Source organism: Pseudoalteromonas sp. MB41 (assembly GCF_020966275.1).
Lineage (GTDB): Bacteria > Pseudomonadota > Gammaproteobacteria > Enterobacterales > Alteromonadaceae > Pseudoalteromonas > Pseudoalteromonas lipolytica.
Genome location: NZ_JAJJZF010000001.1, coordinates 727,421 through 741,934, shown reverse-complemented (window position 1 = coordinate 741,934; position 14,514 = coordinate 727,421). Strand labels below are relative to the sequence as shown.

The window sequence follows — 14,514 nt, the reverse complement described above, 5'->3', positions numbered from 1 at the left end:
GTGAGTTGCTATGAATAAAGTGTTTTATCGCCAAGGCTTTGTGGCCTTTTTCCTACTAACTGTTACTTTACTCATGGCTGGTTGCAGCCAAGCAGATAAAGCCCAAGAGCTCTATCTTGAAGGTAAGACCATGGGAACGACATACCACATTAAAGTATTTGCTGAACCTTCTAAGCTAGAAGGGATTGATTTGCACCCTGAAATTAAGCAAGTGTTGAAAGAGGTTAATCAATCTATGTCGACGTATATTCCAGACTCAGAAATTAATCAATTTAATCGCTTGCCTGCAGGGCAGGTTATGCCGATCAGTGATGATTTTCGTCAGGTCGTTGCGGAGTCTATTCGTTTGGGTGAATCTACAAAAACCCTTGATGTGACGATGGGTCCACTAATTGATTTATGGGGCTTTGGTCCAGATAAAAAACCGACTAAACGCCCAAGCGATGAAGCGCTGGCTGATATGGTCGCGAAAATTGGTGTTGATAAGCTTCAGTTAAGCGATGCTGGTCTTCTGAAGACGGTGGATGGCTTAGAATTGTCATTTTCAGCAACAGCAAAAGGCTACGGTATTGATAAGGTTGCGCAAGTAATTGAAAGCCATGGCTTAGAAAATTATATGGTCGAAATTGGCGGCGAGCTTCGTGTGTCTGGTATCAAGCCAGATAATATCACCTGGAAAATCGCTATCGAACAACCCGACGCTGAGCCGGGTGTGCGCAAAGTACATAAAGTGATTGAGCCGGGCACGAATGGCATTGCAACGTCGGGTGATTATCGCATTTTCTACGAGATGGATGGGGTAACCTATAGCCACTTAATCGACCCTGAGACGGGGATGCCAAGCCGCCATGATTTGGTATCTGTTACCGTATTGCACCCTTCGGCAATGACGGCTGATGGTTTAGCAACAGCATTGACGGTAATGGGAATGGAGCGGGCGCAAAAATACGCTGAACAACATGACCTGCCAGTGTATTTAATTGCTAAGTCAGACAATGGCTTGGTCACTTATTCTAGTCCTGCCTTTAAACCATATTTGTAGCAGAGCAAGAAGCAGTTTATAATACGTGCAGCCCAGTCGAATGGGCTTGATTTAATTGCTGACGATAGGGGCAAAGCAATGTCACTTTTTCTTCTTACTTTTGGTCTACTTATTTTAATTGTGGCAGCGATGGCTGTGGGCATGATTGTGCAAAAGAAATCAATGGCCAGTAGCTGTGGTGGCTTAGGTGCCGTGGGTATCGATAAAGCCTGTGACTGTGATGATCCATGTGACAAGCGTAAAAAGCGCATGGCAAAAGAACAAGCGTGGAAAGAGAATCAAATTCTGTAACCACACAAAAAAGCGCCTAAGGGGCGCTTTTTTAATGCCCGCGATTTTTTATTCTCGAATAGGCACCTAGTTCAACCCAATTAATTTAGCACCCAGGACTGCATATTGATTTGCATGGTTTGCTGTTAGCAAAAAGGCTGCAGGAGCATGAAGTGTTGGAATCGAGGTGAACACTCTTGGACACGTATATATAGGCCATTGTGAGTTATTCGTGAGTTTATGCACCTGACCTGAGAAACAGCTATAGCCTTCTTTTAATAACGCCTTATAAGTGCTGTCAGTCAATGTGATTGGTTTCGTAATAATGTAGCTGTTGCCTATATTAAAGCTCAATTTGCTGGCATCTAATGTCTGGTAACCTTGGCGAATACTACTTATATCGCCGAGTTCTTTGATGGTAGGCAATCTACCCTTATCATTTATGGCAATATCAATCTGATAGTCACCCATCTCACTGTTTACAATCACATCATCAATGAGTAGGTCGACCCAATTATCTTTCGCATTAAATGGGATTGCATGATACTGCGCTACGGTGGCTTTTTTCCAATCACCCGTTACTAAAGAATCAATCGCCTTTTTATAAAGAACACGGTTAACTTTTCGCGCTACTTGACGGTTTGGATCCTGAGGGTAAGCACCCGATTCAATTAAAATAGTGCGAATCCCTTTTTCAGAAAACGTATCACCAAAACTGCGGTATGAGTAGCTGTCGTTGTATTTGCCTAAGTGGCCGGGGATCATGTTTTCTACCGTGGCTGCCAAATGGGCCGTAAACTGCATCGCTTCTGCACGCGTGGTATTAATTTCACGTGCTTCATTATAAGCCGGTGCGAGCACAGAGATGGTTGCTTGTTTGCCTTTTTTGCCAGCCCCATAATAGGCATTTTGATCGTGTAAGTTAAAGCCAAAATCAGGCTTAAATTGCGTTGCAGCCGCCATTAAAATTTGCCCTTCTTGGGTGCGCAGAGCTTTCGCATCACGATTAAGATCGATCCCTTGTGCATTGTGGCGCGTTTGAATGGCGGCACCGTCAGGGTTAACCATAGGAATAATGCGCAGTGTAAGCTTTGTTTGCCACTCTTTTAACCATGCCGCGTTTTCAGGCGCTGTGATAAAGGTTAAAAAATCCATTAGTGCTGCCGTTGCGGTGTTTTCGTCGCCATGCATTTGGCTCCACATCATTACTTTAATAGCGCCTGAGCCAATATCAAGTGCATTTATTGGTTGCCCTTGGTATGAGCTACCTAGCTGTTGCAAAGTAATTGCAGGGTGCATAGCAGCTTTTTTTAGTTGGGGTTCTATATCGATGTAATAAATTGCTGGCTTATCGAATCCATGAACTCTTGTGTCTTCAATGCTGTTTGCAAATGCATGAGAACTGCTAAGTAATAAGGCGGTGGTAAGTGCATACTGGTACATATATAACTCTATTATTCTTAATCGTGTTTTAATGAAGAATATTATATTTTAGCTCTCTTGGCTAATCCTTGTTCAGTAACACAATACAAGTAGATACTGAGTAGGTATGTGTTTAAACGCCATTTTTATGCAATTTTCTTTTTAGGCATTGCTTTTTGCTATATTAAATACTCTAGCTTTTTTAGATGCTTAGCTTCATATTTTGGGGTTGTTTACATTTATTTATCAGTTGAATAAACAATACTTAACGCAGTGCTGTTAAATTCTACTTGTACCGTACGTTGACTTTGTTATACTCCACATCGAAATTTCAGTAATTACTGAAACTTTATTGATGAAGATCAAGTTGCCGCGCTTAATTATAGGGTAGAGCGTCTACCTTTATTGCGGCTAAAGTTATAAAAAGGCATGTGTTTTGCGAGTAATTAATCCGTCACAAGGTGTTAAACAATCTAGTTTCGCTAGATTGCAATTAGCTGCGCGTGCGTTTTTTGCTGGCAAAGAACTGTTGTCTGTTTTAGCCTTGCTGATCATTAATTCAGCCATGCTAATTAACGGTGCGGTAGAAGATGCACATGAGTTAAGAAGTTTATTAAGCGAAGGTGCTTTGTATGAAACACCGTTACTTAATGTATTGAGCTTTTTAGCTTACCCCGTGGTGTCTTGCCAATTATTAATTGGCTTATGCTGGTTGGTCTTCCATTTCTTTCCTGCGCGTCGTGCAGGTGTCATTTTACGTAAAGCGGCCTTCGCTGCACGTGAAACGATAAAGTCTTTAGTAGTACACAGCGCACATGGCTGTCGTGCTCCTCCTCGTGTAAGTGGTTGTCTGTAAATAAGCTTTGTTGCTTAAGTTCAGCCATTTTAGTCGTTTTCTAAGTTGTCTTTACTAAGCACCTAGTGGGCTTTCTACGTCCAAATTTCAGTCAGCTGACCTAACTATTCCCTCTCTTAACGTGGCGATAAATTGTGCTCGTTATGTGGCTAGGGATATCTGTGGCCGTTCGTTGCTACAGAAAAGCGTCGTGTACTTATCGACAAGTGTTAACTTTTAGGTTGTAGGATATTCCTTTGTCAATTCGTAACCTTTGTAATATTGCTCTAGCGTCTTTAGTGCTGGCTTTGACTGGCTGTGAAGGCGGGGTACTTGATCCAAAAGGTCAAATTGGGGCCGACGAAAAGTATTTAATCATCGTAGCAACGGTATTAATGCTGATTGTTGTAATCCCAGTGATTGCCATGACAATTTATTTTGCATGGAAATACCGTGATGGACGAGACCAAGAAATTTATGCTCCTAAGTGGGCTCACTCTAACAAGATTGAAGCGGTGGTGTGGGCTATTCCTATTATCATCGTGGTTATTTTAGGTGTGATCACCTGGCAGTCAACGCAAGAGCTTGACCCTTATAAACCGCTAGAAGGTAAAGGTGAGCATCTCACTGTTGAAGTGGTGTCTTTAAATTGGAAATGGTTATTTATCTACCCTGAGCAAGGCATTGCGACAGTCAACGAGTTGGTGTTTCCCGCTAACGTGCCTGTTCAATACAAGATTACCTCAGAAAGCACCATGAACTCGTTTTTCATACCTCAGCTTGGTAGCCAAATTTATTCAATGGCAGGCATGGAAACCAAACTGCATCTAATAGCTGATGAACCGGGTACTTTTAAAGGTTTCTCTGCTAACTACAGTGGGGCAGGTTTCACAGGCATGAAGTTTAATGCCATCGCCACGCCAACCCAAGCAGACTTTGATGCATGGGTAAATAAGGTGAAAAATTCAGGGTCTGCACTTACTAAAAAGACCTATGTTGAACTAGCTAAGCCAAGTGAATACGACCCAGTTAAATACTATGCCAGTGTCGACAAAGATATGTTTCATTCAATTGTAATGAAGTATATGCAAGCGCATGGCTCACACGGTGCAATGCAACACGCAATGCCTGAGCACTCTGCTCATAAAGGGCACGGCGAGGACGAGGAATAATCATGTCGTTGTTAGGTAAATTAACATTAGACGCAATCCCGTTTCATGAACCAATTATCATGGTTACCATGACGGTGGTTGCTGTCTTAGGCTTGCTAGTTGCAGGCTTAGTAACAAAATATAAAAAATGGGGCGTGCTTTGGCACGACTGGATCACGTCAATTGATCATAAGCGCTTAGGGGTTATGTACATCATTCTTGCGCTTATTATGTTATTCCGCGGCTTTGCTGATGCCATTATGATGCGATTACAATTAGCAATGGCTACGGGCGGTGCAAGTGGTTACTTACCACCTGAACATTACGACCAAATTTTTACGGCGCATGGGGTGATCATGATCATCTTTATGGCGATGCCGTTCATGATTGGTCTAATGAACATTATTTTGCCACTGCAAATTGGTGCACGTGATGTTGCTTTCCCATTCTTAAATAATTTAAGTTTTTGGCTAACTGCTGGCGGTGCGATATTAATAAATATTTCACTGTTTTTCGGTGAGTTTGCAAAAACAGGCTGGGTTGCCTATCCACCATTATCCGAGTTGTCGTTTAGTCCGGGCGTGGGGGTCGATTATTATATCTGGGCCTTGCAAATATCCGGCTTAGGTACCTTGCTAACGTCGGTTAACTTCTTAGTGACAGTTTTCAAGATGCGTGCACCCGGCATGACCTTAATGAAAATGCCTATTTTTACGTGGGCATGTACGTGGGCAAATATCTTAATTGCAGCCTCGTTCCCAATTTTGACTGCTGTGCTTGCAATGCTGACACTTGACCGTTATCTCGATTTCCACTTTTTCACCAATGAATTAGGTGGTAACGCGATGATGTATATCAATTTATTCTGGGCGTGGGGTCACCCTGAAGTTTACATTCTCATTTTACCTGCGTTTGGTATTTTCTCAGAGGTTATCTCTACTTTCGCTGGTAAACGTTTGTTTGGCTACAAGTCGATGGTTTATGCAAGTGGTGCGATTTCTATTTTAGGTTTCATCGTATGGCTTCACCACTTCTTCACTATGGGGTCAAGTGCGAACGTTAATGCCTTCTTTGGTGTCATGACCATGGTGATTGCAGTGCCGACGGGTGTAAAACTCTTTAATTGGTTATTCACTATGTACCGTGGTCGTTTACGAATCACAGTGCCCGTACTTTGGACTCTGGGTTTCATGGTGACATTCACCATTGGTGGTATGACCGGTGTATTACTTGCAATCCCTGGTGCTGACTATGTATTACACAACAGCTTATTTTTAATCGCTCACTTTCATAACACCATTATTGGTGGTGCAGTGTTCGGTTACTTAGCAGGTTTCGCATTTTGGTTCCCTAAAGCAATGGGCTTCAAACTTGACGAACGCTGGGGCAGAAGGTCTTTCTGGTGCTGGTTAATTGGTTTCTTTGTGGCATTCATGCCGTTATACGTGCTTGGTTTCTTAGGTATGACTCGTCGTTTAAACCACACAAATAACCCAGATTGGAACATGTGGTTATACATTGCAGCAGGCGGTGCGGTGATCATCATGTTCGGTATCTTGTTCCAAGTAGTACAACTTGTTGTGAGTTTTAAAAACCGCGAGCAATTAGATGATACAACAGGTGATCCATGGAATGGTCATACGCTTGAATGGGCGTCTGCATCACCTCCGCAGTACTACAACTTTGCAAAAATTCCCCATGTTGATGACATTGATGCATGGACTGACATGAAAGAAAAAGGCTTAGCTTACAAACAAGAAGCATCTTATAGCCCAATTCACATGCCAAAAAATACGCCAGCGGGTGTATTGATGAGCGGAGCATTAACAACGTTCTGTTTTGCCATGATTTGGCATATATGGTGGCTTGCAGCCTTTGGTTTACTGGGTGCTATCGCGATATTTATTAAACGTTGTTACACAACTGATGTTGATTATTACGTGCAACCAGATGAAATTGTTGAACTTGAAACGGCGCACAATACCGCCGCGACTAAAGGGGTGAATGCATGAGTACTATCACTGCAGATTTAAACACCTTAAGTAATGCTCAAGGTCATGTTGAAGCACATGATAGTGAGCATCACGACACAGGTGGCAACACGGTATTCGGTTTTTGGCTTTACTTAATGACCGACTGCTTATTATTTGCTTCTTTCTTTGCAACTTATGCCGTGCTGTTTATGAACACAGCCGGCGGCGTGTCAGGCAAAGACATTTTTGAACTTGATTTTGTCGCGGTTGAAACCGCGGCACTCCTACTAAGTAGTATTACATTTGGCTTTGCGATGATTTCTGCACATTCGCAGAAAAAGGCAGCAACATTGACCTGGTTACTTGTCACTTTTGCTTTTGGTGCTGTGTTTATTGGTATGGAAGTGTATGAGTTTCATCACCTAATTGCGCACGGTAATGGCCCGCAACACAGTGCCTTTTTAACGTCGTTTTTCTCTTTAGTCGGTTTACATGGTCTGCATGTAACAGCGGGTTTAATTTGGATGACAATCATGATGATCGAAGTTGTTCGTCGTGGTTTAAACCCGCAAACAGTGACACGCTTAAGTTGTTTAAGTTTGTTCTGGCACTTTTTAGATGTGGTGTGGATCTGTGTGTTTACCGTTGTTTATTTAATGGGAGCAATGTAATGAGTCACAGTGAATCGCATGTCATTAATAACTTAGAAGTACACGCACACGACACACAATCACATGGCAGTATGAAAGACTATTTTATTGGCTTTGTGTTGTCAGTGATTTTAACGGCTATTCCATTTTGGGCTGTGATGAGTGGGTCGTTTTCAAAACCAGCCACCGTGTGGTGCATTGTGACTATGGCGGTTGTGCAAATTTGGGTGCATTTAAAGTACTTCTTGCATTTAAGCTTTAAAACTGAAGACGGCAAAGCCAGCTCATTGTCATTTATCTTCAGCGCCATAATTATCGTGATGGTGGTTGGTTTGTCGGTGTGGATCATCTACGAATCGAACGCCATGATGATGTATTAAATAACAATTATTTTTATGTAATTGATATAAAGATTTACGAAAGGAGCTGGTTAGTTTGAGATTATGTCTCCAGTTCTGACAGTCTGTTATTAGCTAGTTTCTTTCGTAATTTTGCGTTTGTGCAGAATATTAGAGGAGTCGAGGAAGTGTTTCGACGTTATTTAAATGTCACTAAACCTGGCATTATCATGGGCAATTTAATCTCTGTTGCGGGGGGATTCTTGCTAGCCTCTCGTGGCGATGTTGACCCATGGTTAATGGTCGCAACTTTGCTTGGGTTATCTTTAGTTGTGGCATCTGGATGCGCTATCAATAATGTGATTGATCGTGATATTGATGTTGCAATGGCGCGCACTCGCAAACGCGTCACAGTCACTGGCGAAATGTCAGCAAAGGCCGCTATGGCACATGGCATCGTGCTGGGTGTTTTTGGTTTCACATTATTAGCCGTTTATACCAACGTGGTGGCACTCTTATTTGCTACGTTTGGTTACGTCATTTACGTCGGTGTATACAGCTTATATATGAAACGTCGTTCTGTGTATGGCACCTTTGTCGGTAGTTTATCGGGCGCAGTTCCACCTGTGGTGGGCTATTGTGCGGTAACGGGACAGTTTGATGCCGGTGCTTTGATTTTATTGGTAATGTTTAGTTTATGGCAAATGCCTCATTCATATGCAATTGCAATCTTTCGTTATAACGACTACCAAGCGGCCAGAATTCCCGTGTTACCCGTAGCGCAAGGGATCGAAAAGGCAAAGCATCACATTGTTTTATATATCGCCGTGTATGCGTTGGTTGTGATGTTATTAACCATTAGTGGTTATACAGGTTTAGCTTTCATGGCTGTAGCTTGTACAACGAGTTTTTGGTGGTTGCTTATGGCGCTCAGAGGTTATCGTCGCAATATTGATGTAAGCGGTTGGGCGCGCCAAGTGTTTGCTTTTTCGATAGTAAATATTACGGTTTTGAGCATAGCGATGGCTTTAGATTACCACTCAGTAGCTCCTCAGCTACTGGTTTTAACTTAGAAAAAAGTTGCTAACATATCCCAATGTTACAGTAGCAAAGGCCCGGTTTTTTCTCCACCGGGCCTTTTTTCGTTTCGTTAGTTAATAAAACGAGTTAGACCAATTTTTTAACTAACCCCTCACTATCTTTCGTGTGACTACAAGTGGTATCACTAAAACTGTGCAGCTTGCTCAACCACAATGCCATGGCGAGCGGCTAAGCGGCGATGATCTTTATCATAGCCACCACCAATGACCGTTGCGACAGGCACATTATGTTCAAGGCAACGCTTAAGGACTAAATGGTCGCGTTGTTCAATACCTTGCCAGCTTATATCTAATTTTCCTAGGCCATCTTGCTGCCATACATCAACGCCTGCATCGTAAAGTACTAAATCTGGATTAAGGGTTTTTAGTAAGTAACTTAGCGTATCATCAACGATGCCAATGTACTCTTTATCGCTAACACCCGGGTTTAAGCCAATATCGAGATCACTGGCTGATTTGCGAAATGGAAAGTTCTTCTCACAATGAATCGAACACGTATACGCATAGGGTTGATGGGTGAGCATGGCTGCAGTGCCATCACCTTGGTGAACATCTAAGTCAAAAATCAGCACATTGGTCACTTCGCCGCTCTTTATCAGTGTTTCACTGGTGAACGCTAAATCGTTTACCATGCAATAACCCGAACCAAAATCATAATGGGCATGATGAGTGCCGCCAGCTAAGTGGCAGGCAAGCCCATGTTTTAAAGCGAGGCGTGCGGTTTGTAAGGTGCCAAGTGGGGCTGTGAATGTTCGTGCCATCAATTGTTCAGACCAAGGTAAACCAATTCGGCGCATGGCTTTTTCATCCAAGCGGTTATGCCACAGGTCATTAATGTAGTCATCGCAATGCACCAGTTCCAGTGGTGCGGGGCTGCCTAATATCGGCTGTACTAAATTATCACTGATCAGGCCAAGGCTTTGAACATGGTCATATAAATAAGCAAATTTACTCATTACAAAGCGATGGTTAGGATCGAAGCTAAAGGAATAATTAGGGTGATATACCAAGGGTAAGTGGGGGTTTAAGTACATAACTCATTTAATAACGGGATTTGCTACAGCATAGCGAATTTATTCGCCGTTGTTTACTCTGGTACGTGAATTAAGTGTGCTAACTCACGATGTAATAGGCCTTCATCGCCTAAGTTCAGCTCAATCAGGCGCTTCAAATGACTGATACTGTCGATATCAATATGTTCGCAAATAAGTCCAGCATGCTGCTGTTCTACATGGCACAACTCGACTCGCATTTTAATCTCTACAGTTGAGTCGGGTAGGGTAAACGATAAAACGGCTTTACTGTGGATAGGAACTAAAAATGAATCGCTTTTGGTTATAAGCGCACCATGCAAGGATAAATCAAGCAGTTGACATTGATACTTATACTCATCAATACAAAGCGTTGCAGGGCAAGAAAATAATACCCGAGAAAACTGTCTACGCTCATTCATGGTGTGATCCCCAAGTCATTGTCGTTTCATAAACTTAATTCGCTAAAATCAGTATAGTTCAATATGCAAGGTGTGAGTGAAACGATTGCTGGTAAACGTTATCGGTCACAAAAAAGCCCCAAGAAGGGGCTTTTGAATAAGACGGTAAATTAACCAATCTTTTTATATTTAATACGCTTAGGTTGTGCGGCTTCTGCGCCTAAGGTTTTCTTCAACCACTCTTCGTATTCTGTGTAGTTACCATCGAAGAAGTTAATTTGGCCTTCGTCACGGTAATCAAGAATATGCGTAGCGATACGGTCAAGGAACCAACGGTCATGCGAGATACACATTACACAGCCTGGGAACTCTAGAATTGCGTTCTCAAGTGCACGAAGTGTTTCAACATCAAGATCGTTAGTCGGCTCATCCAGTAGTAATACGTTACCACCCGCTTTTAATAGCTTTGCAAGGTGTAAACGGTTTCGCTCACCGCCTGATAAGTCTTTAACGAATTTTTGTTGGTCGTTACCTTTGAAGTTAAAGCGACCAACATAGGCGCGGCTTTGGAATTCAAAGTTACCAATTTTTAATACGTCTTGACCGTTAGAGATCTCTTGGAAAACGGTGTTGCTTTCATCCATGTCGCCACGGAACTGATCAACGGTAGCAAGCTCAACTGTTTCACCCACAAGGATTTCACCACTGTCTGGCTTTTCTTCACCGCTTAACATTTTGAATAAGGTTGATTTACCCGCACCATTGGCACCGATAATACCTACGATTGCACCTTTTGGCATCGCAAAGTTTAAGTCGTCGATTAAAACACGATCGCCAAAGCTCTTCTTAAGACCTTTTACTTCAATAACTTGGTCGCCTAAGCGTGGACCCGGTGGAATGAATAGCTCATTCGTTTCGTTACGTTTTTGGTAATCGTTCTGTTGTAGCTCAGAGAACTGTGCCATACGCGCTTTAGACTTAGCTTGACGGCCTTTCGGATTTGAACGAACCCATTCAAGTTCTTGTGCAATTGACTTTTGACGTGCTTTTTCAGATTTTTGTTCTTGTTGTAAACGTAAATCTTTTTGCTCAAGCCATGATGAGTAGTTACCTTCCCACGGAATACCTTCACCACGGTCAAGTTCTAGAATCCACCCAGCAACGTTATCTAAGAAGTAACGGTCGTGGGTTACAGCGACCACAGTACCTTCGTAGTCGTGTAAGAAACGCTCTAACCATGCCACAGACTCTGCGTCTAAGTGGTTGGTTGGTTCGTCAAGAATCAGCATGTCTGGTTTTTCAAGCAGTAAACGACAGATTGCAACACGGCGACGCTCACCACCCGAAAGGTGTTCAATTTTAGCATCCCACGGTGGTAAACGAAGAGCATCTGCTGCGCGCTCTAATACGTTATCGATATTGTGACCGTCGTGTGCTTGGATAATTGCTTCAAGCTCGCCTTGCTCTTTTGCAAGTGCATCAAAGTCAGCATCTTCCATAGCATACTCGTTGTATACTTCATCAAGACGGTTTAGCGCATTTTTTACTTCGCTTACGGCTTCTTCAACGGTTTCGCGTACTGTTTTGTTTTCGTCTAAAACAGGCTCTTGCGGTAAGTAACCTATTTTTGTGCCAGGTTGTGGACGAGCTTCACCTTCAAAGTCTTGGTCAACACCTGCCATAATGCGAAGTAACGTCGATTTACCTGCGCCATTTAGACCAAGCACACCAATTTTTGCGCCCGGGAAAAAGTGTAAAGAGATATCTTTTAAGATAGTGCGCTTAGGCGGCACAACTTTAGAAACTCGACTCATCGAGAATATAAACTTATCTGGTAACACCATGAAAAGAGCCTTCAATTTATAAGAAAAATTAACAGCCACTATTGTATACCCAAACCACCTCAAAATACAGAATTCAGCGTTTATCAGGGGCTTAATATCATGGTACTGCTTTGCAAAAATAGCGCATGCATTTAAGGAGCATAAATGCAGAGTAAGCGCCTTATAAGCATTGCACAAAGGCTTAAAAGTCATTTTTACAGCGGTGTTGGCTTAAACACAATAACAAGCCACTTTTTGAGATGCTTACTCTTTTATCGTGATTAAACACAACCGTCATTCGCAGAGGCACTGCTTTTAGCAATTTAAGGGCCTGCGCATCAACGAAACTGGCTTCCTAAGAGGTTGCTTTAGCACAAATAAAAAAATCATTTGGACATCTAAACATCTAGAGGTTGAAATTTCTAACTATCCGTTCATAATTAGCAGTCTAATAAGTATGCTCGGAGCCCACTATGCCCATTACAGTCAAAGATGAATTGCCCGCAATTGTAAAATTACGTCAAGAGAACGTATTTGTAATGCCTAAAAGTCGTGCGAAAACGCAAGAAATTCGTCCAATGCGTTTGGCCATCTTAAACTTAATGCCGAATAAAGTGGAAACCGAAGTGCAGTTTATTCGGTTGTTGGCTAATTCACCGTTGCAAGTGAATGTTGAGCTGCTGCGTTTAGACACCCACCGAAGTAGCAGTACCTCAGAGCAACACCTCGATACGTTTTATCGTTACTTTTCTGAAGTAAAAGACAATAACTACGATGCCATGATCATCACAGGCGCGCCGCTTGCACATTTAGAGTATGACGACGTTGCTTACTGGGATGAGCTAAAAGTGATTTTAGACTGGGCTGAGCACCACGTTACGTCAACATTATTTTCATGTTGGGCGGCTCACGCAGGGCTTTATCATCACTATGGTTTAAAACGAGAGTTAATGCCTAATAAGCTCAGTGGCGTGTTTACGCACAAAAGTTATTTTGAGCATGCCGCGTTAACGCGCGGTTTTGATGATACCTTTTTAGTTCCGCACTCGCGCTATGGCCACATTGATATTGAAAAAATTAACAGCTGTGATGATTTAGTAGTATTAGCAGGGTCTGAGCGTGTTGGGGCGTATTTAATTAAGAATAAATCAGGCAGCCAAGTATATATAACGGGCCATCCTGAGTATGATGCGCATACATTAAAAGGGGAATATTTACGCGACTGCGAAAAGTCAGACGATGCGCCAAAACCAGAAAACTATTTCCCTGACGATAACCCAGATAACGAACCGTCGAAAACATGGCAAAGTCACGCCTTTTTATTGTTTTCGAATTGGTTAAACTACTACGTGTACCAAACAACACCGTATGATATTAACCTAGTTAGCCAAGACGTAAGGACTAACAACTATGCCGAGTAATGCAGTGAATAAACGCGAACAATTAACCGAGGCGCTCAAGCAGCGAATTTTGATCCTCGATGGCGCGATGGGCACCATGATCCAAGAACATAAATTAGAAGAACAAGACTATCGCGGTGAGCGTTTTAAAGACTGGCATGTCCTTATTAAAGGCAATAATGATTTATTAAGCCTTACTCAGCCAAAGATTATTGCTGATATTCACCGCGCATACCTTAATGCAGGTGCCGACATTATCGAAACCAATACGTTTAATGCCACCACTATTTCGATGGAAGATTACGACATGGCGAATTTAAGCCGTGAGATCAACCTAGAATCAGCCAAGCTTGCTCGCAGTGTCTGCGATGAATTTGAAGCAAAAGATCCAAGTAAACCTCGTTATGTGGCGGGGGTATTAGGGCCAACGTCAAAAACTTGTTCTATTTCGCCTGATGTCAATGACCCCGGTTATCGTAACATTAGCTTTGATAAGTTAGTGACAGCATACGTTGAATCAACCTTGGCACTGATGGAAGGGGGAGTTGATTTAATCTTAATCGAGACCATATTCGATACCTTAAATGCAAAAGCGGCCTCGTTCGCAGTAGAAGAAGCCTTTGAGCAAGCAGGGCGCACGTTGCCTGTCATGATCTCAGGCACCATTACTGATGCCTCAGGGCGAACTTTATCGGGGCAAACGACCGAAGCTTTTTATAATTCGATTCGTCATATTAAGCCGTTATCTATTGGTCTTAACTGCGCACTGGGTCCGGATTTATTACGCCAATATGTCGAAGAGTTATCACGCGTTTGTGAAACTTTTACCTCGGTTCACCCTAATGCAGGTTTACCCAATGAGTTTGGTGAGTACGATTTAGAAGCACCTGAAATGGCTGAAGAAATAATCGATTGGGGCAAGTCAGGCTTTATTAATATTGTTGGTGGTTGCTGTGGTACAACCCCTGCACACATTAAAGCCTTTGCCAAAGGCCTTGCAGGAGTTAAGCCTCGTCCATTGCCTGAGCTTGAAGTGCGTATGCGCTTATCGGGCCTTGAAGCGTGTAACTTAAACTAA

At 42.6% G+C, this 14,514-nt stretch carries 14 protein-coding genes; 10 read left to right on the top strand and 4 right to left on the bottom strand.

Annotated features, from left to right (window positions below):
* Window positions 1-10: 10 nt before the first annotated feature.
* A complete protein-coding gene (locus LPA49_RS03335) occupies window positions 11-1,042 on the top strand; it encodes an FAD:protein FMN transferase (RefSeq protein ID WP_075594433.1) in 1,032 nt (343 codons plus the stop codon).
* Window positions 1,043-1,120: 78 nt separating this feature from the next.
* The gene (gene nqrM / locus LPA49_RS03330) at window positions 1,121-1,333 is read left to right on the top strand and encodes a (Na+)-NQR maturation NqrM (protein WP_036966498.1); all 213 of its coding nucleotides are present in this window, start codon (window positions 1,121-1,123) and stop codon (window positions 1,331-1,333) included.
* Between the two features lie 66 nt (window positions 1,334-1,399).
* Here the strand turns inward: nqrM and LPA49_RS03325 are convergent, their stop codons facing one another.
* Window positions 1,400-2,755, bottom strand: a complete 1,356-nt coding sequence (locus LPA49_RS03325) for a M14 family zinc carboxypeptidase (protein WP_230235569.1) — start codon at window positions 2,753-2,755, stop codon at window positions 1,400-1,402.
* 415 nt (window positions 2,756-3,170) lie between these two features.
* Here LPA49_RS03325 and LPA49_RS03320 point away from each other — a divergent pair, with 415 nt between their 5' ends.
* From LPA49_RS03320 to cyoE, 6 genes are all read left to right on the top strand, one after another.
* Complete coding sequence (locus LPA49_RS03320) at window positions 3,171-3,590, top strand: hypothetical protein (RefSeq protein ID WP_036966501.1); 420 nt, start codon at window positions 3,171-3,173, stop codon at window positions 3,588-3,590.
* A gap of 236 nt (window positions 3,591-3,826) precedes the next feature.
* Window positions 3,827-4,741 carry a ubiquinol oxidase subunit II gene (gene cyoA, locus LPA49_RS03315; RefSeq protein ID WP_065978653.1) on the top strand — a complete coding sequence of 305 codons (915 nt, stop codon included), beginning with the start codon at window positions 3,827-3,829 and terminating at the stop codon, window positions 4,739-4,741.
* Window positions 4,742-4,743: 2 nt separating this feature from the next.
* Window positions 4,744-6,732, top strand: coding sequence for a cytochrome o ubiquinol oxidase subunit I (gene cyoB / locus LPA49_RS03310; protein ID WP_036966505.1), 1,989 nt, complete (start codon window positions 4,744-4,746; stop codon window positions 6,730-6,732).
* Window positions 6,729-7,364 (top strand): cytochrome o ubiquinol oxidase subunit III, encoded by a 636-nt coding sequence (gene cyoC / locus LPA49_RS03305; RefSeq protein ID WP_036966507.1) that lies wholly within the window; start codon window positions 6,729-6,731, stop codon window positions 7,362-7,364. Before cyoB ends, cyoC begins: the two co-directional genes overlap by 4 nt.
* A complete protein-coding gene (gene cyoD / locus LPA49_RS03300; protein WP_065978652.1) occupies window positions 7,364-7,723 on the top strand; it encodes a cytochrome o ubiquinol oxidase subunit IV in 360 nt (119 codons plus the stop codon). Before cyoC ends, cyoD begins: the two co-directional genes overlap by 1 nt.
* A 146-nt stretch (window positions 7,724-7,869) precedes the next feature.
* Window positions 7,870-8,754 (top strand): heme o synthase, encoded by an 885-nt coding sequence (gene cyoE, locus LPA49_RS03295; RefSeq protein WP_180311043.1) that lies wholly within the window; start codon window positions 7,870-7,872, stop codon window positions 8,752-8,754.
* Between the two features lie 152 nt (window positions 8,755-8,906).
* On the opposite strand, the gene LPA49_RS03290 is transcribed toward cyoE, so the two are convergent.
* From LPA49_RS03290 to ettA, 3 genes are all read right to left on the bottom strand, one after another.
* Complete coding sequence (locus LPA49_RS03290; protein WP_180311042.1) at window positions 8,907-9,815, bottom strand: histone deacetylase; 909 nt, start codon at window positions 9,813-9,815, stop codon at window positions 8,907-8,909.
* A 53-nt stretch (window positions 9,816-9,868) separates the two neighbouring features.
* A complete protein-coding gene (locus LPA49_RS03285; protein ID WP_180311041.1) occupies window positions 9,869-10,234 on the bottom strand; it encodes a PilZ domain-containing protein in 366 nt (121 codons plus the stop codon).
* 149 nt (window positions 10,235-10,383) lie between these two features.
* Entirely contained in the window at window positions 10,384-12,057 is a 1,674-nt protein-coding gene (gene ettA, locus LPA49_RS03280) for an energy-dependent translational throttle protein EttA (RefSeq protein WP_036966523.1), read from the bottom strand.
* A gap of 452 nt (window positions 12,058-12,509) precedes the next feature.
* On the opposite strand from ettA, the gene metA reads away from it, so the two are divergent.
* Entirely contained in the window at window positions 12,510-13,457 is a 948-nt protein-coding gene (gene metA / locus LPA49_RS03275) for a homoserine O-succinyltransferase (protein WP_036966526.1), read from the top strand.
* The gene (locus LPA49_RS03270) at window positions 13,447-14,514 is read left to right on the top strand and encodes a homocysteine S-methyltransferase family protein (protein ID WP_065978650.1); all 1,068 of its coding nucleotides are present in this window, start codon (window positions 13,447-13,449) and stop codon (window positions 14,512-14,514) included. Before metA ends, LPA49_RS03270 begins: the two co-directional genes overlap by 11 nt.

Excerpts from the sequence above, each read along its gene's own strand:
- cyoD (WP_065978652.1), top strand. The coding sequence starts at position 7,364 with ATGAGTCACAGTGAATCGCATGTCATTAATAACTTAGAAGTACACGCA.
- LPA49_RS03285 (WP_180311041.1), bottom strand. The coding sequence starts at position 10,234 with ATGAATGAGCGTAGACAGTTTTCTCGGGTATTATTTTCTTGCCCTGCA.
- cyoC (WP_036966507.1), top strand. The coding sequence starts at position 6,729 with ATGAGTACTATCACTGCAGATTTAAACACCTTAAGTAATGCTCAAGGT.
- cyoB (WP_036966505.1), top strand. The coding sequence starts at position 4,744 with ATGTCGTTGTTAGGTAAATTAACATTAGACGCAATCCCGTTTCATGAA.
- metA (WP_036966526.1), top strand. The coding sequence starts at position 12,510 with ATGCCCATTACAGTCAAAGATGAATTGCCCGCAATTGTAAAATTACGT.
- LPA49_RS03290 (WP_180311042.1), bottom strand. The coding sequence starts at position 9,815 with ATGTACTTAAACCCCCACTTACCCTTGGTATATCACCCTAATTATTCC.
- nqrM (WP_036966498.1), top strand. The coding sequence starts at position 1,121 with ATGTCACTTTTTCTTCTTACTTTTGGTCTACTTATTTTAATTGTGGCA.
- LPA49_RS03335 (WP_075594433.1), top strand. The coding sequence starts at position 11 with ATGAATAAAGTGTTTTATCGCCAAGGCTTTGTGGCCTTTTTCCTACTA.
- LPA49_RS03325 (WP_230235569.1), bottom strand. The coding sequence starts at position 2,755 with ATGTACCAGTATGCACTTACCACCGCCTTATTACTTAGCAGTTCTCAT.
- LPA49_RS03270 (WP_065978650.1), top strand. The coding sequence starts at position 13,447 with ATGCCGAGTAATGCAGTGAATAAACGCGAACAATTAACCGAGGCGCTC.
- ettA (WP_036966523.1), bottom strand. The coding sequence starts at position 12,057 with ATGGTGTTACCAGATAAGTTTATATTCTCGATGAGTCGAGTTTCTAAA.